23 protein-coding genes are annotated in these 23,842 nt (G+C 68.2%); 9 read left to right on the top strand and 14 right to left on the bottom strand.

Annotated elements, in window-relative coordinates; genetic code table 11:
• Positions 1-90: 90 nt before the first annotated feature.
• From AUCHE_RS02520 to AUCHE_RS02510, 3 genes are read right to left on the bottom strand one after another with little or no spacing between them, the layout of a single operon-like run.
• The gene (locus AUCHE_RS02520; RefSeq protein WP_006501691.1) at positions 91-1,608 is read right to left on the bottom strand and encodes a PTS ascorbate transporter subunit IIC; all 1,518 of its coding nucleotides are present in this window, start codon (positions 1,606-1,608) and stop codon (positions 91-93) included.
• 30 nt (positions 1,609-1,638) lie between these two features.
• Complete coding sequence (locus AUCHE_RS02515) at positions 1,639-1,911, bottom strand: PTS sugar transporter subunit IIB (RefSeq protein ID WP_006501690.1); 273 nt, start codon at positions 1,909-1,911, stop codon at positions 1,639-1,641.
• On the bottom strand, positions 1,908-2,399 hold the full coding sequence (locus AUCHE_RS02510) for a PTS sugar transporter subunit IIA (RefSeq protein ID WP_006501689.1): 492 nt from the start codon (positions 2,397-2,399) through the stop codon (positions 1,908-1,910). Before AUCHE_RS02510 ends, AUCHE_RS02515 begins: the two co-directional genes overlap by 4 nt.
• Before the next feature lie 122 nt (positions 2,400-2,521).
• Between AUCHE_RS02510 and AUCHE_RS02505 the strand changes: the two genes are divergently transcribed.
• The 4 genes from AUCHE_RS02505 (at position 2,522) to ptsP (ending at position 8,077) form a co-directional block, all read left to right on the top strand.
• Entirely contained in the window at positions 2,522-3,805 is a 1,284-nt protein-coding gene (locus tag AUCHE_RS02505; RefSeq protein WP_006501688.1) for an ROK family transcriptional regulator, read from the top strand.
• Between the two features lie 159 nt (positions 3,806-3,964).
• Entirely contained in the window at positions 3,965-6,073 is a 2,109-nt protein-coding gene (locus AUCHE_RS02500) for a transketolase family protein (protein WP_006501687.1), read from the top strand.
• 32 nt (positions 6,074-6,105) lie between these two features.
• Positions 6,106-6,375: an HPr family phosphocarrier protein gene (locus tag AUCHE_RS02495; protein ID WP_006501686.1), complete on the top strand. Its 270-nt coding sequence runs from the start codon at positions 6,106-6,108 to the stop codon at positions 6,373-6,375.
• A gap of 4 nt (positions 6,376-6,379) precedes the next feature.
• Positions 6,380-8,077 carry a phosphoenolpyruvate--protein phosphotransferase gene (gene ptsP / locus AUCHE_RS02490; RefSeq protein ID WP_006501685.1) on the top strand — a complete coding sequence of 566 codons (1,698 nt, stop codon included), beginning with the start codon at positions 6,380-6,382 and terminating at the stop codon, positions 8,075-8,077.
• Between the two features lie 75 nt (positions 8,078-8,152).
• Here ptsP and AUCHE_RS02485 read toward each other — a convergent pair whose 3' ends face one another.
• Positions 8,153-9,034: a rhodanese-like domain-containing protein gene (locus AUCHE_RS02485; RefSeq protein ID WP_040321290.1), complete on the bottom strand. Its 882-nt coding sequence runs from the start codon at positions 9,032-9,034 to the stop codon at positions 8,153-8,155.
• Positions 9,035-9,295: 261 nt separating this feature from the next.
• Between AUCHE_RS02485 and AUCHE_RS02480 the strand changes: the two genes are divergently transcribed.
• From AUCHE_RS02480 to AUCHE_RS02465, 4 genes are all read left to right on the top strand, one after another.
• Entirely contained in the window at positions 9,296-11,908 is a 2,613-nt protein-coding gene (locus AUCHE_RS02480) for an ATP-dependent Clp protease ATP-binding subunit (RefSeq protein ID WP_006501683.1), read from the top strand.
• Positions 11,909-12,123: 215 nt separating this feature from the next.
• Positions 12,124-12,966 carry a DMT family transporter gene (locus AUCHE_RS02475; protein WP_006501682.1) on the top strand — a complete coding sequence of 281 codons (843 nt, stop codon included), beginning with the start codon at positions 12,124-12,126 and terminating at the stop codon, positions 12,964-12,966.
• A 56-nt stretch (positions 12,967-13,022) separates the two neighbouring features.
• Positions 13,023-13,673, top strand: coding sequence for a class I SAM-dependent methyltransferase (locus tag AUCHE_RS02470; RefSeq protein WP_006501681.1), 651 nt, complete (start codon positions 13,023-13,025; stop codon positions 13,671-13,673).
• Positions 13,674-13,783: 110 nt separating this feature from the next.
• Entirely contained in the window at positions 13,784-14,098 is a 315-nt protein-coding gene (locus AUCHE_RS02465; protein WP_006501680.1) for a DMT family transporter, read from the top strand.
• A gap of 33 nt (positions 14,099-14,131) precedes the next feature.
• Here the strand turns inward: AUCHE_RS02465 and AUCHE_RS02460 are convergent, their stop codons facing one another.
• The 4 genes from AUCHE_RS02460 to AUCHE_RS02445 form a co-directional block, all read right to left on the bottom strand.
• On the bottom strand, positions 14,132-14,530 hold the full coding sequence (locus AUCHE_RS02460; RefSeq protein WP_006501679.1) for a Fur family transcriptional regulator: 399 nt from the start codon (positions 14,528-14,530) through the stop codon (positions 14,132-14,134).
• A gap of 87 nt (positions 14,531-14,617) precedes the next feature.
• Positions 14,618-15,619: a metal ABC transporter permease gene (locus tag AUCHE_RS02455; RefSeq protein ID WP_006501678.1), complete on the bottom strand. Its 1,002-nt coding sequence runs from the start codon at positions 15,617-15,619 to the stop codon at positions 14,618-14,620.
• Positions 15,612-16,403: a metal ABC transporter ATP-binding protein gene (locus tag AUCHE_RS02450; protein ID WP_006501677.1), complete on the bottom strand. Its 792-nt coding sequence runs from the start codon at positions 16,401-16,403 to the stop codon at positions 15,612-15,614. The genes AUCHE_RS02455 and AUCHE_RS02450 overlap by 8 nt, the downstream gene beginning before the upstream one ends.
• Positions 16,400-17,416, bottom strand: coding sequence for a metal ABC transporter substrate-binding protein (locus tag AUCHE_RS02445; RefSeq protein ID WP_040321190.1), 1,017 nt, complete (start codon positions 17,414-17,416; stop codon positions 16,400-16,402). The genes AUCHE_RS02450 and AUCHE_RS02445 overlap by 4 nt, the downstream gene beginning before the upstream one ends.
• A 158-nt stretch (positions 17,417-17,574) precedes the next feature.
• On the opposite strand from AUCHE_RS02445, the gene AUCHE_RS02440 reads away from it, so the two are divergent.
• Positions 17,575-18,180, top strand: a complete 606-nt coding sequence (locus tag AUCHE_RS02440) for an amino-acid N-acetyltransferase (RefSeq protein ID WP_006501675.1) — start codon at positions 17,575-17,577, stop codon at positions 18,178-18,180.
• 17 nt (positions 18,181-18,197) lie between these two features.
• Here AUCHE_RS02440 and AUCHE_RS02435 read toward each other — a convergent pair whose 3' ends face one another.
• The 6 genes from AUCHE_RS02435 to disA all read right to left on the bottom strand — a co-directional run bounded on the left by AUCHE_RS02435 (position 18,198) and on the right by disA (position 23,823).
• Positions 18,198-19,133, bottom strand: coding sequence for a pirin family protein (locus AUCHE_RS02435; protein WP_006501674.1), 936 nt, complete (start codon positions 19,131-19,133; stop codon positions 18,198-18,200).
• An 81-nt stretch (positions 19,134-19,214) separates the two neighbouring features.
• Positions 19,215-20,177, bottom strand: a complete 963-nt coding sequence (locus AUCHE_RS02430; RefSeq protein ID WP_006501673.1) for an ABC transporter ATP-binding protein — start codon at positions 20,175-20,177, stop codon at positions 19,215-19,217.
• Positions 20,174-21,001: an ABC transporter permease gene (locus AUCHE_RS02425; protein ID WP_006501672.1), complete on the bottom strand. Its 828-nt coding sequence runs from the start codon at positions 20,999-21,001 to the stop codon at positions 20,174-20,176. Before AUCHE_RS02425 ends, AUCHE_RS02430 begins: the two co-directional genes overlap by 4 nt.
• Complete coding sequence (locus AUCHE_RS02420; RefSeq protein WP_006501671.1) at positions 20,994-21,812, bottom strand: ABC transporter permease; 819 nt, start codon at positions 21,810-21,812, stop codon at positions 20,994-20,996. The genes AUCHE_RS02425 and AUCHE_RS02420 overlap by 8 nt, the downstream gene beginning before the upstream one ends.
• Before the next feature lie 50 nt (positions 21,813-21,862).
• Entirely contained in the window at positions 21,863-22,738 is an 876-nt protein-coding gene (locus AUCHE_RS02415) for an HhH-GPD family protein (protein ID WP_040321286.1), read from the bottom strand.
• A gap of 11 nt (positions 22,739-22,749) precedes the next feature.
• Positions 22,750-23,823 (bottom strand): DNA integrity scanning diadenylate cyclase DisA, encoded by a 1,074-nt coding sequence (gene disA / locus AUCHE_RS02410; protein ID WP_006501669.1) that lies wholly within the window; start codon positions 23,821-23,823, stop codon positions 22,750-22,752.
• Positions 23,824-23,842: the final 19 nt, after the last annotated feature.

The following is a 23,842-nucleotide window of genomic DNA, read 5'->3' as shown; positions in this document are numbered from 1 at the left end:
GCGTCCCCTGGCTTTTCACTTTCTTCGGAGACGCCGATCGGGGCTCTCCCGGTGGGGAGAGCCCCGATCGATGCGGGTCGGCCGGGCCGGTCAGGCTTTGGTCTCGGCAGCCGGTTCAGCTGTGGCGGCCTTGGCAGCTGTGGCAGCTGTGGCAGCTTTGGCGGCCTTGGCCTTTTCCTTCTGCTCGGCCAGCCAGGCGGTGCGCTTCGCGGCCGGCTGCCAGCCGGAGTCCACGAAACGTTTCTGCACCCAGATGGCGCCGGCGAGCAGGGCCGCGGACAGGGCTGCCAGCCCGATCAGGCCGCCGACCGGGCCGAGCTTGATGGTGTGACCGATCAGGAACCCGTACCAGCCGAAGTCGGCGTCGCCGAAGGTCGTATTCGCGAAACCGAGGGTGCCGAGGACACCCAGCAGGAAGGCCGGGAGGAAGGAGATCAGCATTCCGTTGACGAATCCGCCGAAGACAGCGCCGCGCCGACCGCCGGTGGCATTCCCGAAGACTCCGGCGGCACCGCCGGTGAAGAAGTGCGGGACCATTCCGGGCAGGATCAACGCCAGGCCCAGCGCCGGACCGAGGAACGAGGCCAGCAGGGCGAAGGAGACGAGTCCACCGGTGAAGGAGGAGACGAAGCCGATCAGGACGGCGTTGGGGGCGAAGGGGTAGACGATCGGGCAGTCCAGGGCGGGGACCGCACCGGGGACGATCTTGCGGGAGATGCCCTCGAACGCCGGGACCAGCTCGGACAGGATGGTGCGCACCCCGTACAGGATGATCGAGACCCCGATGCCGAACTGGAGGCCCTGGGCGACGCCCTTCATGATGAATTCGCCGCCGTCGGCTGCTTTCAGCATCGGGAAGGCGATGTCGCTGCCGAGCTTCGCCCAGGCCCAGCTGCAGAAGACCACGTAGAAGAGGACCATCGACAGGGCGGTGGCCACCATCGAGTCGCGCAGGAAGCGCAATCCCTCGGGGACCTTGATGTCCTCGGTGGACGGCGAGGTCCGTCCGACGGCCTGGCCCACGGCGCCGGCGGCGACATAGCCGAGGGTGCCGAAGTGCCCGATGGCCAGTTTGTCGTTGCCGGTGACCTTCTTGGTGTACGGCTGGGAGATCGCCGGCATGACCGTCATGATCGTGCCGAGCAGGACCGAGGCCACCACGACCTGGAGGACGGGGGATGGCTTGGCCACGGAGAGCACCACGGTCAGCATGGTCGCCATGAAGAACATGTGATGCCCGGTCAGGAAGACATACTTCAGCGGGGTGAACCGGGCGATGACCAGGCTGATCAGGAAGCCGCCGATCATCACCCAGGCGACCTGGGCGCCGAACTGTTCTGCGGCGATGGAGACGATGGCCTCGTTGGTGGGCACGACTCCTTGTGCCCCGGTGGTCTTCAGGATCAGTTCGCCCAGGGGCTTGAGCGAGGCCACGACCACGTTGGCACCGGCTCCGAGGATGAGGAAGCCCAGGGTGGCCTTGAGCGCTCCTCCGATGACCTGTCCGGATTTCTTGCCCATGGCGAGCAGTCCGATGGCCGTGATGATGCCGACCAGGTAGGCCGGCACCGACAGGATCTGGTTGACGATGAAGTTCGCGATCTGCATGACGATGTCTTCCCGACCGTGCTTCGTCGGCTACTCGCCGAGGGACGAGATCTGTTCGGAGATCTCGTCGACGTCCATGAAGTTGGTGACGATCCGCACCGGGGTGCTCAGGTCTTCGAGCTCGCCGGCGAGCTCGGCGCTGGTGAGCACCAGGTCGGCCATCGCCGCGGCGCCCTTGGCGGTGCCGATGTCGGCGGCTTCGACCTCGCCCTCGATGCCGAGGGCCTCGAGAGCTTTCTCGGTGTTCATCTTCAGGAGGATGGAGGTGCCGATTCCCATTCCGCAGACGGCGATGATCTTCATGAGTCCTTCTTTCCCAGGCTGGCGTCGATGGCGTGGAGGAGCTGGTCTGCGTCGTCGGCTGCGGACAGCTCCGCGCGACGGGCTGGATCAGAGACGATCTCGGCGATCTGCCGGAGGGCCTCGAGGTGGGTGTCGTGGTCGGTGCTGGCCAACCCTACGACGAGGTCGACGGGGTCGTTCTGGGGGTGTCCGAAGGACACGGGCTCGTCGAGGGAGAGCCAGGACATGCCCGGTTCGAGGACGGCTTCTGAGGCCTGCGCGTGGGCGAGGGCGAAGCCGGGGGCGATGACGATGTACGGGCCGAACCGGTCGACGGCGGCGATCATCTGTTGGGTGTAGGCGGCGGTGGTACTTCCGCTCTCGTGGAGGAGCCTGCCGGCTTCTTCCACGGCGGCGCGCCAATCCGCTGCGGACGCATGCAGATGGACGGCTTCGGGGGGTAACAGGTCCGTGAGGGACCTGCTTTCAGGCTCCTGTTTCGCGCACACCGCTGTGCCTCCTCATGCGTCACCGGGACCGATCGGCCCCAAGTTTTGGTCACTATAGGTCAAAACCGTCGGTTGTCGCTAGCCTTGGTGATGTCGTTGAGCAACGTCGCGAGGGGAATTCCATGGAGGAGACGGGACGCCCGATGGGGGCGCGGTCCATCCGCAGGGCCGGCGCGATCCGACCCCGCACGGGGCTGCGTTCGGAGGTGGGGCCGGGGGCCCTGCTCGCGGTCATCCGGGAGTCGGGCGGGCTGACCCGCCGCGACCTGATCGACATGACCGGGTTCGCCCGGGCGACCGTCGAATCCCGACTCGATGCCCTGCTGGGATCGGGGCTCATCGTGGAACGGGCCCGCCAGGGCGGCTCCGGTGGGCGTCCCCCGAAGGTCTTCTCGTTCAACGAACAGGCCGGATACCTGCTCAGCGTGGTACTGGGATCCAGCCACACCCGGATCGGGGTCTCCGACCTGGGCTGTCGCACCGTCGCCCTGGAAGACCTGGACGTCGACATGTCTGCCGGTCCCGGTGTGGTGCTCGGTGCGGTGGGGACCCGGTTGCGGCGGATGCTCGAACAGCGGGGGATCGAGCCCAGGACGGTCCTCGGCGTGGGTGTGGGCGTGCCCAGCCCGGTGGAGCTGGGCGGGCGGATGGCCCGTCCTCCGGAGCGCGGCGGGCTGTCCGACCTGGGCGGTCAATGGGCCGATGTGGTCATCGCCCGCGAGATCATGGCCTTCCTGCCCGGCTTGGGGGTGGAGGCGGTCCCGGTGGTCGTGGACAAGGACGCCAACATCATGGCGCTCGGGGAGTGGCGGACCACCTGGCCGGACGTGCGCGATCTCATCGTCTTCAAGGTGGGCATCACCCTGGCCTGCGGGATCGTGGCCAATGCCTGCGTGGTGCGTGGCGTCGGTGGGATCGCCGGCGACCTGGGGCATGTCCCCGACCCGGCCAGCGATGTGCGCTGTCGCTGCGGCCAGTCGGGCTGCGCCGAAGCCGTGGCCAGCGGGGAGGCCATCCGCCGGGCGCTGGGTGAGCGCGGCCGCGGGCTGAAGCGCGGACGGGACATCGTGGAGCTGCTCCACGCCGGTGACCCGGAGGTCGCCGAGCACGTGGTGCGGGCCGGTCGACACATCGGCCGGGTGATCGGGGACGCGATCTCGACCTTGAACCCGGAGTTGGTCGTGGTGGGAGGCACGCTCGCCGAGGACAATCCCCTGTTGATCGACTCGATCCGTTCGGTGGCCGCTTCCCGGGTGCATCCGTTGGCGGCGGCGAGTACCCAGATCGTGGCCTCGACGATCAAGGAGGACACCGGTGTCATCGGGGCGGCACTGTTGGCTCTGGAAGAGGCCCTGGACCCGGTGGTGGTGGACGCGATGGTGGGGGCCGGTCGCTCGGCGGGCTGACCGGCCGGCAGGGGGAGGCGTACCGAGGGGTTCACCTGGGGGCTCGCGCTCTCCGCAGTTTTGTCTTACTCTAGTCATAACTGGATCAAGCCCTGGGGCCTTCGGCAACCACCGCAGCCGACAGGTCCCAGGGCGACCACAGCGAAGGATGACTCAGGGATGATCACCTCGGCCGACGCAGATCTGATCCGATACGCCCGGGTGCTGCCCCTGGACATCGTCCAGGCCAAAGGCAACGGCCACGCCGGTACCGCAGTCGGACTGACCCCTCTGATGACCGTGCTCTACCGGCATCGACTCGCCCACCACCCCCACGACCCCGCCTGGGCCGGACGGGACAGATTCGTCCTCTCCGCAGGACACGCGAGCCTCGCCCTCTACCTGCAACTCTTCCTGACCGGATACGGTCTCGAACTCGAAGACCTCCGCCGCGCACGCACACTCCACGCCCTCACCCCCGGCCACCCCGAACTCGGTGTCACCCCCGGGGTGGAGACCTCCACCGGGCCGCTGGGCCAAGGCCTGGGCAATGCCGTCGGCATGGCCATGGAAGCCCGCCGGATCCGCGCCCTCCTCGACCCGCACAGCCCCGCCGGAGAAAGCCCCTTCGACCACCGCATCTGGTGCCTCGCCTCCGACGGCGACCTGATGGAAGGCCTCTCCCACGAAGCCGCCGCGCTCGCCGGACACCTGCGACTCGGGCGACTGGTCGTCCTCTGGGACGACAACGGCATCAGCATCGAAGGGCCCACCTCGATCACGACCTCCGAGGACGTCCCCGCCCGCTTCGCCGCCTACGGTTTCCGCATCCTCACGCTCGACGACGCCGAGGACCTCGACGCGATCGACCGGATCCTCGCCGAAGCCGCTGAAGCCCACGACGGCGAAGCCCCCACCTTCGTCCGGATCCGCACCCGCATCGGACACCCCATGCCGAACCTCGGCGGCACCGCCGCCGCCCACGCCGGACCGGTCGGCGAAACCGAGATCCGCGCCACCAAGGAAGCCCTCGGACTCGACCCCGACAAACAGCTGTTCCTGCCCGACGAACTGCTCGTCCACTCCAGGAAGTCCGCCGCAGAACGCGGCACCGACCTGCGCGCACAATGGCAGCTCCGCTACGACCGGTGGTACGACCAGGCCACCCCCGAATGCCGCGCCCTCCACCGGCGCCTGCACACCCGGGAACTCCCCGACTGCCTGTGGGACGAGATCACCCGCGACCTCGCAGGACTCACCGGCCCGATCGCCACCCGCACCGTCACCGCGCGGATCCTCGCCGGCCTGGGCACACATCTTCCCGAACTCTGGGGAGGATCCGCCGACCTCGCCGACACCGCCTGCGGCCGCATCAGCGCCCACGACAACGCCCTCAGCCCGCAGGACACCACCGGACGCCCAGGCGGCCCCGGCGGGCGACAGATCCACTTCGGGATCCGCGAACACGCGATGGGCGCACTGGTCAACGGCATGGCCCTGAGCGGACTGACCCGTCCGTTCGCCAACGGATATCTCGTCTTCTCCGACTACATGCGACCAGCCCTGCGGATGGCCGCACTCATGCACCTGCCCGTGCTCTACCTCTTCTCCCACGACTCCGTGGCCGTCGGTGAGGACGGGCCCACCCACCAACCGGTCGAACACCTGACCAGTCTCCGGGCCGTTCCCGGACTGGCCGTGGCCCGGCCCGCCGACGCCGGGGAGACCCTCGGAGTGTGGCAGCGCACCATGGAACGGGCCACCGGACCCACCGCGATCATCGGCGCCCGCCAGGCCACCCCGCCCGTCGCCGCCCAGCCCGTCGGCACAGCCGGAGCGGCCCGAGGCGGCTACATCCTGCGCGACTGCGAACAGGTCGACGTCCTACTCCTGGCCACCGGCTCGGAAGTCCACCTGGCCTGCGCCGCAGCCGACCGCCTCGCCGACGAGGGCATCGGCGCCCGCATCGTGTCGATGCCCTGCCTGGAATGGTTCGAGGAGGAAGAGACCTCCTACCAGGAAACGGTCCTACCGCCGATAGTCGCCGCCCGGGTGAGCGTCGAAGCAGGGGCCACCACAGACTGGTGGCGCTACCTGGGCACTTACGGACGGGCTGTCGGCGTTGACCAGTTCGGCGAGAGCGGGCCCGGCGATATCGTCCTGGCCCGGGCCGGGATCAACCTCGACGCCGTCGTCGACGCCGCCCGATCGTCACTTTCCGCCGTGCGCCGCGGCGACCCCTCGCGGGACGAATCCTCCGGCGCAACCCCAGACACCGTCAGCTCGTAGCTGATCGACAACCGTCCCTGAGGAGAAAAACCATGGCTGTCCGCACCGTGCCCGTCGCCGCCTCCGTCGGCCTGCACGCCCGCCCCGCTTCCCTCTTCGTCCAAGAGGTGATGGCCACCGGGCTGCCGGTCACGATCGCCTGCGGCGACCGCGGCCCCGTCGACGGGCGCAGCATGCTGGGCGTGATGACCCTGGGCGCACGCCACGGCGAAGAGGTCACCCTCACCGCCGACGGCGAAGGCGCAGAAGAAGCCCTGGACCGCCTGGTCGAGTTCCTCTCCCGCGACCTGGACTCGGAGTGAGCCGATGAGTGAACGCACCCTGAACGGCATCGGCGTCAGCGAAGGCATCGCCGTCGGCCCGGTGGTCCGCCTCGCCGAGATGCCCCGCCCACCCTTCGACGAACCCAAGTCGGCCAACCAGAAGGAATCCGCCCGGCGGATCAGGACGGCCCTCGAAGAGGTCGCCGTCGCCCTGGAGAAACAGGCCGCGACCGCCGACCCCTCGGCCAAGGAGATCCTCGAGGCCGGCGTGATGATCGCCCGCGACCCCGGGCTGGCCGCAGCGGTCGACGAACGACTCGCCACCGGCGCCGGAGCCGCCCAAGCCCTCACCGACGCAGTGGACGGCTACTGCGACATGCTGACCCAGCTGGGCGGATACATGGCCGAACGGGTCACCGACCTCCGGGACGTCGGCGCACGGGCGACCTGCCGCCTGCTCGGCGTCCCCGAGCCGACCATCCCCACGGTGAAAACCCCCTCCGTCCTGGTCGCCCGCGACCTCGCGCCCTCGCAGACCGCAGGGCTGAACCCGAAGAAGATCGTCGGTTTCATCACCAGCGAGGGCGGACGCACCGGACACACCGCGATCCTGGCCGCCCAACTCGGCATCCCCGCGGTGGTCGGCGCACCCGAAGCCCTGAACCTGCCCGAGGGCAAGAAGGTCCTGCTCGACGGCAGCACCGGTACCGTCCTGCTCCGCCCCACGGAGAGCCAGATCACCGCGGCCCGCAAACAGGAATCGACCCGCGCGGCCCTCTGCGCGGAGGCCTCGGGGCCCGGTTCGACCAAGGACGGCGCCCGCGTGCAACTCCTGGTCAACATCGGCACCCCGCAGGACGCCCGGGCCGCCGCCGGGACGGATGTCGAGGGCGTCGGACTTTTCCGCACCGAATTCGCCTACCTGGACCGGGCCCAAGCACCCACCAGGGAAGAACAGACCCGGATGTACACGGAGGTCTTCGAAGCCTTCGCCGGGAAGAAGGTCGTGGTCCGCACCCTGGACGCCGGAGCGGACAAACCCCTGCCCTTCGTCCCCGCGGTCACCGAGGAGAACCCGGCGCTGGGCGTACGAGGCCTGCGGCTGCAACGCAGCGTCGACAGCCTGCTGGTGGTGCAGCTCAGCGCGATCGCCGATGCCGCCCGGCAGAGCAGCGCAGACGTGTGGGTGATGGCGCCCATGGTCGCGACCCGCGCGGACGCTGAGATCTTCACCGCGGCAGTCCGAGCCGTCGGACTGCGCACGGCCGGGACGATGGTGGAGGTTCCCGCGGCCGCGCTGCGCTCGCGGGAGCTCCTGCAGATCTGTGATTTCGCGTCGATCGGCACGAACGACCTGTCGCAGTACACCTTCGCCGCCGACCGGATGAACGGTGCGCTCTCGGGCTACCTGGACCCCTGGCAGCCGGCGCTCCTGGACCTGGTCGCGATCACCTGTGAAGGGGCGTGCGAGGCCGGTCCGGGAGAGGTCGGACGGATCCGCCCGGTCGGGGTCTGCGGCGAGGCCGCGGGCGACCCCCTGCTGGCCTGTGTGCTGGTGGGCCTGGGCGTGAACAGTCTGTCGATGGCACCTTCCCGGGTGCCTCGGGTACGGGCGGCCCTGCGCGCCCACGACATGGCGACCTGCCGGGCCATGGCTGCGGCGGCACGTCGGACCTCCTCGGCCGAGGCGGCCAGGGAGATCGTCCGACTGTTGGCCGAACCTTCCGTACGCGATCTGTGATCCGTGTACGGGCGGTGAGCGGTGCGGGGCCCAGGGGCCGAGGTATCGGTGTCCCGCACCGCTCCACCGGCGGTGTCACTCCAGCGGTGCCGCCTCGCCTTTCTCCGGTCCGGTGACGACCGGCCGTCCGTGATTCGGGTCGCCCCATTCGGTCCAGCTGCCGTCGTAGACGGACAACAGTTCCGGGTCGTATCCGGCGACGCAGGCGGCCAGGGCGGTGACACAGGCCGTCACTCCCGACCCGCAGCTGAAGGCCACATTGGGGTGTCCTTCGGTGGCCTCGTCGATCAAGGTGCGCAGCTCGTCGGCGGGCCGGAGCCGTCCGTCCTCCTGGACGGTCAGGTAGGGCAGGTTGGTGGCGCCGGGCATGTGACCGGAACGCAGACCTGGGCGGGGCTCGGGGTCGGTTCCGGTGAATCTGCCGTGGCTGCGGGCGTCGACGACCGCGCAGGCCGGGTCGTGGAGGAGCACGGCCACGGTGTCGGCGTCGACGACCGCGCCCGGACGGGGACGGGCGGTGAAGTTCCCCTCGGGGACGTCCTGCTCGTCTGGGATCGGTTCGAGGTCGTGACCGGCGGCGATCCAGGCGTTCATCCCCCCGTCGAGTACTGCCACCCGGGTGTGTCCCATGGCGTGGAACATCCACCAGGCCCGGGCGGCCGAGTAGAGCTCGTGGACGTCGTAGACGATCACGGTGCTCTCCGTGCCGATGCCCAATCGGCGGGCCTGCTCGGCGAAGGCCTCCGGGTCGGGCATGGAATGCGGGAGAACGCTGTCGGCGGCGGAGAAGTCGTTTTCGAGATCGAACCGTCGGGCACCGGGGATACGTTGGCCCCTGGGGTCGTTCGGCCGGATGGACGCATCGAGGAGAACGAGATCGTCGTCGCCCAGATGGCTTGAGAGCCAGGAGATGTCGACGATGGGAGGGAAGACTGCGGTCGGCGTGGGGGTGCTCACGTCCCCCATGCTGCCAGGAGGTGGTGCCCATCGGTTCCCGGATCGTCGGCCGGGCCGGGGATACGCCCAGAGCGAACATCGCCCTTCCGGCCGGATTCATCCGGAGGAAACGGAATCACGAAGCCGGTCAGGGCGTTCGTGGAAACAGGAGAAGAGACTGCCCGGACCCTCCGGTGAGCCCGGTTGCATCCGACGGGAGCAGGCAGTCCAGGCAAGACCACCGATAGCATCGAGGTATCTCGATAGCGAGGAGCGGGTTACATGTTCGAACGGTTCACCGACCGGGCGCGTCGGGTGGTCGTGCTTGCGCAGGAAGAAGCGCGCATGCTCAACCACAACTACATCGGCACCGAGCACATCCTGCTCGGCCTCATCCACGAGGGTGAAGGCGTCGCAGCGAAAGCACTGGAGAGCCTCGGCATCTCGCTGGACGCCGTCCGTGAGCAGGTGCAGGAGATCATCGGCACCGGCACCCAGGCACCGAGCGGGCACATCCCGTTCACCCCGCGGGCGAAGAAGGTCCTCGAGCTGAGCCTGCGCGAAGCGCTCCAGCTGGGCCACAACTACATCGGCACCGAGCACATCCTGCTCGGCCTCATCAGGGAAGGCGAGGGCGTCGCCGCCCAGGTGCTGGTCAAACTCGGCGCCGACCTGTCCCGGGTGCGCCAGACCGTCATCCAGCTGCTCTCCGGCTACCAGGGCAAGGAGACCGCAGCGGCAGGCGTCGGCGGGCAGTCGACGCAGGAGGGCACCCCCGCGGGCAGCCTCGTCCTCGACCAGTTCGGCCGCAACCTGACCCAGGCCGCCCGCGAGGGCAAACTCGACCCGGTCATCGGGCGGAGCAAAGAGATCGAACGGGTCATGCAGGTGCTCTCCCGGCGCACCAAGAACAACCCGATCCTGATCGGCGAGCCCGGCGTCGGTAAGACCGCCGTCGTCGAAGGCCTCGCCCAGGACATCGTCAAGGGTGAAGTTCCCGAGACGCTCAAGGACAAGCACATCTACACCCTGGACCTCGGCGCACTCGTCGCCGGCTCCCGGTACCGCGGTGACTTCGAAGAGCGACTGAAGAAGGTCCTCAAGGAGATCCGCACCCGCGGCGACATCATCCTGTTCATCGACGAGATCCACACCCTCGTCGGAGCCGGTGCCGCCGAGGGCGCCATCGACGCGGCGAGCATCCTCAAACCGATGCTGGCCCGCGGCGAACTGCAGACCATCGGGGCGACCACCCTCGACGAGTACCGGAAGCACATCGAGAAGGACCCGGCCCTGGAGCGCCGCTTCCAGCCGATCCAGGTCGCCGAGCCGACGCTGCCGCACACCATCGAGATCCTCAAAGGTCTGCGCGACCGGTACGAGGCCCACCACCGGGTCTCCATCACCGACTCCGCGCTGATCGCCGCGGCGAACCTGGCCGACCGGTACATCAACGACCGGTACCTGCCCGACAAGGCCATCGACCTCATCGACGAAGCCGGAGCCCGGCTGCGCATCCGCCGGATGACCGCACCGCCGGACCTGCGCGAGTTCGACGAGAAGATCGCCCACGTCCGCCGCGAGAAGGAAGCCGCGATCGACGGGCAGGACTTCGAGAAGGCCGCCAAGCTGCGCGACGACGAGAAACAACTCATCGACGCCAAGGCCAAGCGCGAGAAGGAATGGAAGTCCGGCGACATGGACGTCGTCGCCGAGGTCGACGAGGAACTGATCGCCGAGGTCCTCGCCGCCTCCACCGGCATCCCGGTCTTCAAGCTCACCGAGGAGGAGTCCACCCGGCTCCTCAACATGGAAGCAGAGCTCCACAAACGCATCGTCGGCATGGACGACGCCATCAAGGCACTGTCGCAGTCGATCCGGCGTACCCGCGCCGGCCTGAAGGACCCGCGTCGCCCCGGCGGCTCGTTCATCTTCGCCGGCCCCACCGGTGTCGGTAAGACCGAGCTGGCCAAGGCGCTCGCCGAGTTCCTCTTCGGCGACGAGGACAGCCTGATCACGCTCGACATGTCCGAGTTCGCCGAGAAGCACACCGTCTCGAGGCTGTTCGGCTCGCCCCCCGGCTACGTCGGTTACGAGGAGGGCGGCCAGCTCACCGAGAAGGTGCGGCGCAAGCCGTTCTCGGTGGTGCTCTTCGACGAGGTGGAGAAGGCCCACGCGGACATCTTCAACAGCCTGCTGCAGATCCTGGAGGACGGCCGCCTGACCGACTCCCAGGGCCGTGTCGTCGACTTCAAGAACACCGTCATCCTGATGACGACGAACCTCGGCACCCGGGACATCTCCAAGGCGGTCTCGTTGGGCTTCGCTCCGGACTCCTCTGCCGGCGCCAGCAACTACGAGCGGATGAAGAACAAGGTCCAGGACGAGCTGAAGCAGCACTTCCGGCCGGAGTTCCTCAACCGGGTCGACGACATCGTCGTCTTCCCGCAGCTCACCGAGGACGAGATCGTCCAGATCGTCGACCTGATGATCGCGCGGCTCGACGAGCGTCTGCGCGACAAGGACATGGGGATCGAGCTCTCTCCGGCAGCCAAGAAGCTGCTCGCGAAGAAGGGTTACGACCCGGTGTTGGGCGCGCGGCCGTTGCGTCGGGCCATCCAGCGTGACATCGAGGACGTGCTCTCGGAGAAGATCCTCTACGGCGAGATCGGCGCCGGCGAACTGGTGTCCGTGGACGTCGAGGGTGAGGGCAAGGACGCGAAGTTCACCTTCGTCGGGGCGAAGAAGGACCTGGATCCGCTGCCGGTTCCCGATCACGCGCCGGGTAGCGCACGTGAAGCCGGCCCGGAGCACCTGGGTGGTTTCTCCGGTGGTTCCGCGTCCGGTGAAGCTCCTGAGCCGCCTGCGGCGCCTTTGGGCGGCGCGATCGGCTGACCTACGGGCGGGCGTCGAGTAGCGCAGAGCAGATCCCGAGGGGTCGGCATCTTTTCCGGATGCCGACCCCTCGGGATGTCTCACCGGTGAAAGCGCGCGAACCCGGTCCGGGGCTTCCTTCTCGGTGGCGTCGGGTCGCTTTCCACGAGCAGCATCGGGCGGTCGGTGCCGAGTATTCGACGTGTACGTCGGCGCCAACCTAACCTGGGCTGGATATGAACGCGCTGCTCGGCCCCTTTGTCGCCCTTTCTGCTTCTCTCGCCTACGGCGGGTCGGATTTCTTAGGAGGAATGCTCTCCCGTCGTCGGCCGGCCGCCGCCGTGGTCGGGGTGTCCCAGGCCTGTTCCCTGGTGCTTCTGGTCGTGGTCGTCGCGGTGACCGGTCTGCCCGACGACTGGTCGTGGGTGCCATGGTCCGTCGGTGCCGGGGCGGCCGGCGCCCTGGGGCTGGTCTTCTTCTACTCGGCGTTGGCCAGCGGGACGGTCAGTGTGGTCTCGCCGATCAGTGCCACCGGGGCGATCCTGCCGGTGGCCATCGCTTTCCTGGGCGGTGAGCGGCCGGGCGTGATGAAGGTCTCCGGGATCGTGTTGGCCCTGGTCGGGGCGGTCCTGGCGTCGGGGCCGGAGTTGCGCGGCGAACCACGGGTGAAGGCTCGGGCGGTGTGGTTGGCCGTGATCGCCGCGGTGTGCTTCGGGGTCACGCTGTACGCCATCGCCCGGGGCTCGCAGGTGTCGGCTCTCGCGACGATGTTCGGGATGCGTTCGACGAGTGTCACCGGTTTCGTGATCGCCGCGATGGTCACCCGCAGCGTGGGCGGGGTGAGAGCAGCCGAGCTGCCCGTCCTGGCTCTGGTCGGTGTCACGGACGTGGGCGCGAACCTGTTGCTGGGGATCTCGACGACCTTGGGCATGGTGTCCGTCGCCACGGTCCTGGCCTCCTTGTACCCGGTGGTGACGGTGGCCTTGGCCGCGGTCTTCCTGCATGAACGGATGCGCCCGGTGCAGGTGGTCGGGGTGGTCGCGGCGCTGACCGGTGTCGTGCTGATCGCGGTGATCTGAGCGGGACGCTCTCCGCGGGAGTGGGGTTGTCGGTCCCGTCGGGCAGCATGTCGGTCATGGACGAGAGGACCCATGAGTTACGACAGGCCCATGACCGGCTTGCTGAGGTCTACGCCGAGCGGTTGGCCGGTCATCTGGCGCAGGTCCCGGCCGACCGGGCGGTTCTCGGGCTGTTCGGCGAGCTGGTGCGTGGAGCGTCCGATTCCACGGCAGGGGAAATGCTGGTCGGTGACATCGGCTGTGGCACCGGAAGGTTGGCTCCTTTCCTGACGACTCTGGGGTTGTCGCCGCGGGGCCTCGACCTGTCGCCGGAGATGGTTCGGGTGGCTCGGCGTGAACACCCGGGTTTCACCTTCGAGGTCGGTGACCTGAGGGCGCTGCCCTTCGAGGACGCCTCCTTGTCCGGTGCGGTCTGCTGGTACTCGTTGATCTTTCTGCCGCCGGAAGAACGCGCGGCGGCTTTCGCCGAGTTGGCCAGGGTGGTGCGGCCGGGCGGATATCTCGCTGCGGCCTACAAGGTCGGCGACGGTTCGACGCACCGGGGTGGGATCTCCCTCGGGGTCGCCTTCGACGTGTACTGGCTTGATCCGGCGCAGATGCAGCGGTTTGCCGAGGAGGCGGGTTTCGAGGTGGTCTTCCGTGCCGAACGGCCTGCGGAACCGGACGAATATCAACCGCAGGGGTATCTGGTCGCTCGACGACGGTGACCGGCGCCGGGTCTTGTTAGCCTGAAAGTGGCCCTTCGACGGTGGAGGTGTCCCCGGACGAGAGGCCCGCCGTACCCGGACATGACGACGGCGAGGCGTCGGAGCCTGTCATGAACTGGATCGTCCTCGTCGTCGCCGGCATGTTCGAGACCATGTGGGCCAGCGCTCTCGCCCAGCCGGACTGGTGGCGCAGACCCTTGCCCTTGGCGGCTTTCGTCGTCGGGAGCCTGATCTCCCTGGGCGGTCTGTCCTGGGCGTTACGGTCGATTCCGGTGGGCACCGGATATGCCGTCTGGGTGGGCGTCGGCGCGACGACGACGGTGCTCTACGGTGTGGCGGTGCTCGGTGAGCCCGCCACCGTGGCCCGCCTGGTGTGCATCGGTCTCATCATGGCCGGGATCATCGGACTGAAACTGGTTTCCTGAACGGCCCGGCCCGTTCTCGGGGCAGGGCCGAGATCAGGACTTCGCGCACTCGCCGCAGGTGCCGAAGATCTCCAAGGTGTGCCAGATGTCTGAGAAACCGTGCCGGCGGGCGACCTCGCGGGTCCATTCCTCGTCCTGGGGGACCTCGATCTCGACGGTCTTCCCGCAGTCCTGGCAGACCAGGTGATGGTGATGTTCGGTGGTGGAGCACAACCGGTAGATGGCTTCGCCGTCATGGCGGCGGATCATGTCGGCCCGGCCGTCCTGCACCAGCCCGGCCAGGGACCGGTAGACGGTGGCCAGGCCGATGGTGTCGCCTCCTTCGCGCAGGCGTGCGTGCAGGGCCTGCGCCGACAGGAAGTCGTCGGTATTGCGCAGGGCCTCCTCGACGGCGCGCCTTTGACGGGTGGCGCGGCGTTCACCCTCGACCATCAACGGACTCCCCTCTGCCGAAGCTATGACGATCGACTTTACCGTGAGTCGGCCCACATCCAGCGTTCGTCCAGCTCAGGTGGAGGATCATCGGCTCTTTCCCGGCGGGCTGGGATGCCCCTCGGAGTGGTGCTCGTCGTAGTGGTCACCGTGCGGGGCGTGGAGGTGCCCGTCGTGGAGATAGTCGACGTGGTCGCCGTGGGGGACCGCCGGATGCCCGCATCCGGGCCCGTGATCGTGCTCGTGGGCTCCGACATGGTGTGTGTCGTGCAGACGCGCCCGGATCCGGGCGAGGAGTGCCGACACGATGGCGACGACGGCGTAGACGATCACGGTGAGTACCACGATGGTTCCCCCCGAAGGGGTGTCGAGGTAGAAGGAACCGACGACCCCGCCGACGGAGCAGAGCACACCGATCAGGACGGCGATGGCCACCCCGGAACGGAAGCTGCGGGCGAGAAGCTGACCGGTCGCATTGGGCACGATCATCAGGGCGCTGATCAGCAGCAGGCCGACGATGCGCATGGAGAGCACGACGGTGACCGCGGTGAGGATCGCCAGGGTGATGTTCAACGCCATGACGGGCAGACCGGCGGCCCGGCTGTACTCCTCGTCGTTGGCGACGGCGAAGAAATAGGGGCGCAACAGCCAGGTGAGGGTGACGACCACGGCGGCCAGGACGGCGAAGGTCCACAGGTCACCGGAGCTGGTGGTGGTGATCGCGCCGAAGAGATAAGCGTTCAGGCTCGTCCCGCCGGAGGGTGCTTTGGCCATGAGGACGACGCCCAGCGCGATACCGCCGTAGAACATGATGGCCAGGGCGACGTCACCGCTGGTGTTTCCGCGTACCCGGATGAATTCGACGACGATGGCGCAGATGATCACCAGGACGAGGGCGGTCAGCACGGGCTGGGTCCCGGTGAGGGCGCCGACGGCGACCCCGGCGAGAGCGACATGTCCCATGCCGTCGCCGATGAGGGAGAGCCGGCGTTGGACGAGGAAGACCCCGACCATGGGCGCGGTGGTGCCGACAAGGAGGGCGGCGATCAACGCCTGTTGCATGAAGTCGTAGCGGAGGAGATCAAGCACGGTGTGTTTCCTCCCGGACACCCAGGGGCGTCCAGCCGGGGCCGGGTGGGTCGTGGGGTGTCAGGTGGTGGTGGCCGCCGGCGGTCGTCGTCGGAGGTGCGCTTCCGGCCGGGAGGTCGTGGGTGATGCGCCCGCCGTGCATGGTGACGACGCGGGTGACGGCGTCGGCCAGGGCGTCGAGCTCGTGGGTCACGGTCAACAGGGTGACGCCTTCGTCGGTGAGTCTCTTCATCGCCTGGGCCAGGACGGCCTGGTTCGATTCGTCGACGCCGGCGGTGGGTTCGTCCATGATCAGGATCTCTGGTTCGGCGGCCATGGCCCGGGCGACGAGGACCCGCCGTTGTTGTCCTCCGGAGAGGTGGGTGACATCGGCTTTCTGCATTCCGCCGAGCCCGACGACTTCCAATGCGTGGGCGACGATCTCGGTGTCACGGCGGCGGAGCCGTCCGAGGAGACCGGCGTGGGGCAGCCGTCCGATGGCGACGATCTCCCCGACGGTGGCGACGACGGAGGTGGACAGGGTGTGTCGCTGGGGGACATATCCGATGAGGCTGCGACGGCGGAGCCCGGCGAGGGGGTCGCCGAGGATACGGACGTCGCCGCCGAGGTGGTCGTTCAGGCCGAGGAGCCCTCGGACGAGGGTGGATTTCCCGCAGCCGTTGGGGCCCAGGAGAGCCAGCGATTCGCCGCGGTTCACCGTCAGGTCGATACCGGAGACGATCGTGCGGCCGGCGTACCCGAAGGATGCCGACCGCACGTCGATGACCGTGCTGTGGTCCGTCACGAGCAGGTCTGCCCCTTCTTCAAGGTGGCGAGGTTGGCGCGCATGACCTCGGTGTAGTTCTTGCCGGCGGATTTGTCGTTGATGCCTTCGATGGGGTCGAGTACGGCGGTCTGGGCGCCGCTCTCCTTGGCGATGGTCTGGGCGACGGCGGGGCTGACCAGGGTTTCCGTGTAGATGGTGCCGACCTTGTTGTCCTTCACGAAGTCGGTGATCTTGGCCATGCGGGCGGCGTCGGGTTCTTTGTCGGGGGAGATCCCGGCGATGGACATCTGCTGCAGTTTGTACCGCTCGGCGAGATAGCCGAAGGCGGCGTGGCTGGTGACGAGTTTCTTGTTGGTGCAGTTCTTCAGACCGTCGGCGAACTCGGTGTCGAGGGTGTTGAGTTCTTTGGCGAAGGCGTCGGCGTTCTTGTCGTAGTCGGCCTTGTGCGCGGAGTCGACCTCGCCCAGTTTGGCGGCGACGGCTTTGACGGCCTTCGCGTACCTGACCGGGTCGAGCCAGAAGTGGGGGTCCTTCTCGTCGTCCTTGTGGTCGTCGGTCTTGTGCGGGCTGACGGTGGGGGTCTCGTGGTCGTGACCCTTGTGGTCGCTGTCGTGGTCGTGGTCGTGGTCCTTGTGGTCGCCGTGGTCGTGGCCGTCGGAGGTGGCCTTCAAGGTGAGGTCGACGTCCTTGGTGATGTCGTAGGCGTTCTTGGCGTTCTGTTCTTTGACAGCTTTGTCGACGGCGGGTTGGAGGCCTTTTTCGTAGACGGCGAGTTTCGCCGAGGTGACCTTGGCGATGTCCTGGGGGGTGAGTTCCAGGTCGTGGGGTTCGACGCCGGGTTTCGTCAGATTGGTGACCGTGACATGTGCGCCGCCGACTCTCTCGACGATGTGCTGGAGGGGGTAGAAGGAAGCGACGACCTCGATCTTGGAACCGCTCGATGAAGCGGATTTCGAGTCGGTGCCGCAGGCGGAGGCGGAAAGGGTGGTGGCTGCGACGAGGAGGGCAGCAGCGGCTGCACGGCGGTTCATGGAGGTCAGGCTAAACCAGATGAGAAAGATTGTCATTTAGGCTTACCTTCCTCTTCGGATATCTTCTCGCACATACCGATCGGAAAAAAGGAAGCAGACCTTCCCCAAGCGGGAGCCGACAGGCTGGAAGTGGGTCGCCTTCTGGCAGGCTTGACCCCATGACCACGGACGACGCCCCCGAACGAACCGGGAACAGGCAGGATGCCCAGGGAGTACCGGCGCAGGACGAGACCATTCCCCGGAAAAAGAGCGAAGGTCATCGAGGCTATGACATCGGACATGCCGTCACGCGCGATGTCAACGCCATCCGAGAATTGGTCGGACCTTATGCCGAGCAGCGGATACTGATCGCCAAGGACGCGGTCGCCTATTACGAGAGCCTCTCCGAATTCCGGGTCGCCAGAGAAAAGGACACCGGGCGGGTCATCGGCTGCGGAGCACTTCACGTCATGTGGGAGGACCTGGCTGAAATTCGCACTCTTGCAGTCGCATCCGATGCGCTTGGCCAAGGTGTCGGTGGCGCCCTCGTCTCTCGGTTACTCGACGACGCTGTTGCTATCGGCGTTTCCCGGGTGTTCTGTCTGACCTTCGAGGTCGATTTCTTCGCCAGACACGGATTCCAGATCATCGAAGGGCAGGCCGTCGAACCCGAGGTCTACCTTCAACTGCTCCGCTCCTACGACGAGGGCATCGCCGAATTCCTCGACCTGGAAAGAGTGAAACCCAACATCCTGGGCAATACGCGGATGCTGCGCATTCTCTGAGCAGAAAACGGAGACGGCTACGGCCGCCGACCACGCCCGCCCCGGGGCCGCAACCTCGCCGACGGCAACGGCGGCGCCGGGAGCCAGCTCGTCGCACCCCGATAACCGGGCACCTCCCCGAACCGTCCGTCCCGGTCGTTCCACTGCTCACGAGCCGCCGCGACCTCCTCGTGCGAGCCGCCCACGAAGTTCCACCACATCACGAACTCCTCGGTGAAAGGCTCCCCACCGAGCAGGACCACCCGGGCCCCCGCACCCCCTTCGTCACCGGAACCCAAGGTCAGCGTTTCCGCACCGACATCCACCACCGCCAGATCCCCGCGCGCCACCTCCACCCCGTCCACCCGCACCGGCCCGGCATCGACCAGCACCCCGTACTCGAAACGGGGATCGAGCGACAGCGTGAGCAGACTGCCCGCCTCCAGATCAAGCTGGGCACCCAGCAGTGGCGTCGCCATGGTCACCGGGGACCGGTCCACTCCGATCAGCTCGCCGAGGAAGACCCGAGCCGAACCGCCACCCGCCAGCGCGACCGCATCGGGGACATGCCGCACCAGACCACGCGGCAGGTCCCGCGCCGCCGAAGGCAACACCACCCAGAGCTGCAACCCGTGCAACACCGTCGTTGCCGCCGTCGACACCTCCGAATGGGCGATGCCCTGCCCCGCAGCCATGCGGTTCAGCTCACCCGGGCGCACCCGCTCCACCGCACCGCTGCTGTCCCGATGCTCCAGCTCCCCCTCGAACAACCAGGACACCGTCTGCAACCCGGTATGCGGATGCGGCGGCACATCCATCCGACCCGGCTCGCCCGGGCCCGCCGGGGCCGGACCGTAATGATCAGCGAAACACCAGGCCCCCACACACGGCCGATCCCGATGCGGGATCGTCCGCAGCACCGTCAACCCGTCGGCGCCGCTCAAGGGCACCTTCTTGCCGTTCAGGATCTGCATCGGTCACCACTCCTCGTCACCGGCCCGACACGGAGGAAGAACGTGCCACCAGCGTCCCACAACGCCCTGACCGGCCCCGCGTCAGCGGTCGGCGAGATAGACGCGCCGAACCACGTCCTCGATATCCGGCTCCTCGATCGACAGGTCACGGACATCGGCCTGCCGGGCCACCGCAGCCAGCACCGTCGCCGCGGAGACCTTCGCCGAATCGAAAGCCAACCGCTGACGCAACCCCCCACCCTCCGAACCCAGATGCTCGGTGTCGGCGATACCGGTCAGATCCGCAGTCGGCGCGGCGAGATCGACCACCAACACCCGACGGGCACCCACCCGCGCAGCCAACCCCGGCAGATCCCCGTCATAGGCCAGCCGCCCCCGGTCGACCACCAGTACCCGCTCGCACAACCGCTCGATATCCCCCATGTCGTGCGTGGTCAACAGCAACGTCCGACCGTGCGCGGCCCGCTCGGCCACCAGGAACTCACGCAGCCGCTGCTTGCTCAGCACATCGAGCCCGATCGTCGGCTCGTCGAGGATCAACAACTCCGGGGAATGCACCAGCGCCGCTGCGATCTCGGCCCGCATCCGCTGCCCCAGCGAGAGCTGACGCACCGGCCGATCCAGGTAATCGCCCATCTCCAGCCGCTCCACCAGCTCCGCGGTGCGCTCGCGGGTGGCCGTCGCCCCCAGTCGATGGATCGCTCCGAGAATCGCGAACGACTCACCGGTCGGCAGATCCCACCACAGCTGGCTGCGCTGCCCGAAGACCACCCCGATCCGCCGGGCCAGGTCCTTGCGGGAACGCTGCGGATCCAACCCGCAGGTACGCACCCGTCCGGAGGTCGGTGTCAGGATGCCGGTCAGCATCTTGATGGTGGTGGACTTCCCGGCACCGTTCGCCCCGATGTACCCCACCGCTTCGCCCGGGGACACCGCCACCGTCAGCTCGTCGACCGCCCGGAGCACCTCGCGACGGGTCGCCCACCGGGTCCGTCGGACGAACTCCCGGGTCAAACCTTCGGTCACGATGATCGGCTCGGTCATCCGCCACCTCCTTGATAGTGTCGTACGCCGAGCCGCCACAGGCCGGCCACCACGAGCCACACCCAGGCCGCGACCAGCGGTGAAGCCCAGGCCAACTCCGGAAGGAGCCAGGGGAGCTGCTCCGGCGCGTCGAGGCCCAGCAGAGCCAACGCGGGGACATAACCGGTGAAGGCCACCGGTACCGCCAGGACGAAGATCCCCACCAGGTACGGCGGGAAGATCGACGTCGGTTGCTGCGAGGCATAACGGCCGCCGTACGTGAAGGCACTGGTCAGCTCCGCCCCGTCGATCAGGAAGAACTGGCAGGCCGCCGCCGCCACGAAGATGCCGCAGAAGATGGCGATGCCGCTGACCAGACAGAGCACGAGCAGCAGCACCGTGGCCGGTGACCAGTCGATCGGATTCGCGGACAGGCCGTACCCGAGGGCACCGACGCCCACCGTCACCCAACCCAGGCGGCGCAAGGCGATCTCACTGGTCATCAGCTGTCCCAGGATCGACAAGGGCCGCAGGTAGAAGGCGTCCAGGGTGCCCTCACGCAGGAAGAGCGGCAGGGAGTCGACGTGGCCGACGAGCACCTGGCTGACCGAGTAGGCGCCGTGCGACATCCCGAAGAGCAGACAGACCTGCTCGAAGGACAGCCCGCCCAGCGAACGCACATTGTGGAAGACGATCCACACCTCGACGAACTCGATGAGCCCGAAGAGCATGCTCGCCGCGACATCCAGCGTGAAGGAGACCCCGTACACCTGTTGGCTGCGCAGCCGGGAGGCGAGGATCGTCGCATACGGTCCTCGCTGCTTCGGCACGTCCTGCTCACCCACCGGCCACCACCAGACGGTGGGTCCCCGCGCGGAAGGCCAACCGGCCGGCCACGGCCAGCCCCACCAGCCAGAGCAGTTGGACGCCCAGCGCAGCACCGGCCTCGATCCCGGTGACCCGACCGCTCAACAGGTCGGCGGGAATCTGCATCAACGACGGGAACGGGGTGGCCCGCGCCAGCAGCTGCAGCCACTCGGGCATGACCGCCAACGGCATGATCAGGCCGGAGCAGATCCCGGCCACCCCGGCGTACAGGCTCAACAGGCCGCGGGTCTCGGTGATCCAGAAAGCCGCGCACTGCGTCAGGAAGCGGGCCAGATAGCTGACGGTCATGGCGAGCGCCATCGACACCAGGCCGACGGCCCAGACCGTCAGCTCCGTGGGGAGGCGCACCCCCACCACGGCCATCCCGACCAGCAGGGTCGGCAGGGAGCGGGGGATCACCGAGGCCAGCGCGGACCCCAGCCCGTAGGCCAGGAAGGCCGTCGGTACGTCGAGGGGGCGGGCCAGGTCGATGGCGATGTCGCCGGTACGGACCTTGTCCCGCAGGTCGGTCCCGCTCCAGATGTTCACCGGTCCGAGGAGGGCCTGGGTGATGAAGGCGTAGGCGAGCAGTTCCGAGGCCTGATACCCGCCCAGGTCGGACGATCCGGTGGCAGCTGCGGTCGCCGCCATGGCGACCAGGACGGCACAGCGGATCAGCCCGAAGAAGGAATTGGTGACGACTCCGGCGAGGAGGGCCAGGCGGTAGGAGGTATGGCGGCGGAACCCGGCGACGAGGAGTCGCTGATAAGGGCGGGCTGCGATGACCATAGCCAGGTCAGTTTAGGTGGCCGAACCAGTTTCGGCGCGGGACAGGAGGCTCAGGGCAGCGCGTGGCGTCCGTCGCCGACCGGGACCAACAGTCCGTCGCTGACGAGGGAGACCAGGCATCGTTCCCGTTGCAGGTCGTCCGTGGGCCAGGCCGCGCGCAGGTCGGCGGCGTCGACCGGGCCGGCGGCTGCCCGGGCCACCGCCATCAGCGCGCCCCGGGCCTGCCGGTCGGTGCCGGCCCAGGCCTGGCCGCGGTGGGCTTTCCCGGTGTACGGCGGGCAGCCCGCCCGCTGCCAGGCGCACGAGGTCTTCACCGGGCACTGCGCGCAGCGAGGCGTACGGGCGGTGCAGATCAGCGCCCCCAACTCCATGCAGGCCACATTCCAGCGCACGCTGGTTGCAGGAGCCTCGGGGAGCAGGGTGGCGGCCAGCGCCGACTCGGCCCGGGTCAGCGAGGGCTGGGGCAGTGCTTCCCCGGTGACCAGGCGGGCGTGGACCCGACGGATGTTGGTGTCGACCACGGTGGCCCGCTGTCCGAAGGCGAAGGCGGCGACGGCCGCAGCGGTGTAGGCCCCGACGCCGGGCAGGGTCAGCAGGCGCTCCTCGGTGTCGGGTACCCGGCCGTCGTGGTGCTCGACCATCGCGGTGGCGGCGGCGTGCAGTCGCAGCGCTCGCCGGGGGTATCCCAGTCGGTCCCACATCCGTACGGCCTCCCCGGGTGCCTCGGCGGCGAGAGCGGCCGGGTCCGGCCAGCGTTCCATCCAGGCGTGCCAGGCCGGTTCGACCCGGTTGACCGGGGTCTGTTGGAGCATCACCTCGGAGACGAAGACGCCCCAGGGCGGGCACGCGGGACGCCGCCAGGGCAGGTCGCGGGCGTGTCGGTCGTACCAGTGCAGGATGTCGTGTCGTGTCGCCGAGATGTTCACGGCGCCGAGTATCACGCGTAACGTTCCAACATGCTCGCTTCGGCGATCCGGGAGAGGCCTTCCCGCAGGCTGCGGGCCCGGGTCTCTCCGACTCCTTCGACGGTCATGAAGTCGGACAGGTCGGCCAGCAGCAGCGCCTGCAGTCCGCCGAAGTGTTCGAGGATCCGTTCGCCGACGGCGCGGGGTAGGCGGGGGATCTTCGACAGGAGCCGTTGCCCGCGGGGGCTGATCGCCTCGTCGAGGGCTTCGGAGTCGTCGGGGTGTCCGAGGGCGGCGGCGATCTGGGACAAGTCGAGCAGTTCGGAGGCGGTGAGCGCGGACAGGTCCTTGAAGACCTTCTCCTTGCCGCCGGTGACCTTCTCGTGCAGGTAGTCGACGGTGACCAGGTCGCGTTCGGCACGGATGCCGACGATCAGCTCCTCCAGCTGGAGGGAGAGCAGCCTGCCGTCGGTGCCCAGTTCGACGACATATCCGGCGACTTCCTCGCTGATGCGTCGGACCATCTCGTGGCGTTGGACGACCAGGGCCACGTCCCGCAGGGTGACCAGGTCTTCGACTTCCAGCGCGGTGAGGGTGGCGGTGACCTCGTCCAGGCGGTTCTTGTACCGCTCGAGGGTGGCCAGGGCCTGGTCCGCCTTGGAGAGGACTTCGGTCGGGGCTTCGAGGACCTGGTGGAGGTGCCCGACGTACAGCGCGATGGTCCGCATCGACTGGCTGACCGAGATCACGGGCAGCCCGGTCTGTTTGGCGACTCGTTCGGCGGTGCGATGCCGGGTGCCGGATTCCTTGGTCTCGATGGTGGCGTCCGGGACGAGTTGGGTGGCGGCTCGCAGGATGCGGGAGATGTCGTTGTTGACCACGACGGCGCCGTCCATCTTGGCGAGTTCGCGCAGTCGGGTGGCGGAGAACTCGATGTCGATGGGAAAGCCTCCCGTGCAGAGGGCTTCGACCACCCGGTCGTGTCCGAGGACGATCAGGGCACCGGTGCGCCCTCGGAGGATGCGTTCCAGGCCGTCGCGCAGTGCGGTGCCGGGGGCGACCGCGGCCAGGGTACGACGCAGCAGTTCTTCGTCTGTGCGCTCCACGGATCTCCTCGTCTCTGCG

It is taken from the genome of Austwickia chelonae NBRC 105200 (assembly GCF_000298175.1).
Taxonomy (GTDB): Bacteria; Actinomycetota; Actinomycetes; order Actinomycetales; family Dermatophilaceae; genus Austwickia; species Austwickia chelonae.
Note: the sequence above shows the minus strand (reverse complement) of the source record. Positions and strands in the feature narration are given on the sequence as shown.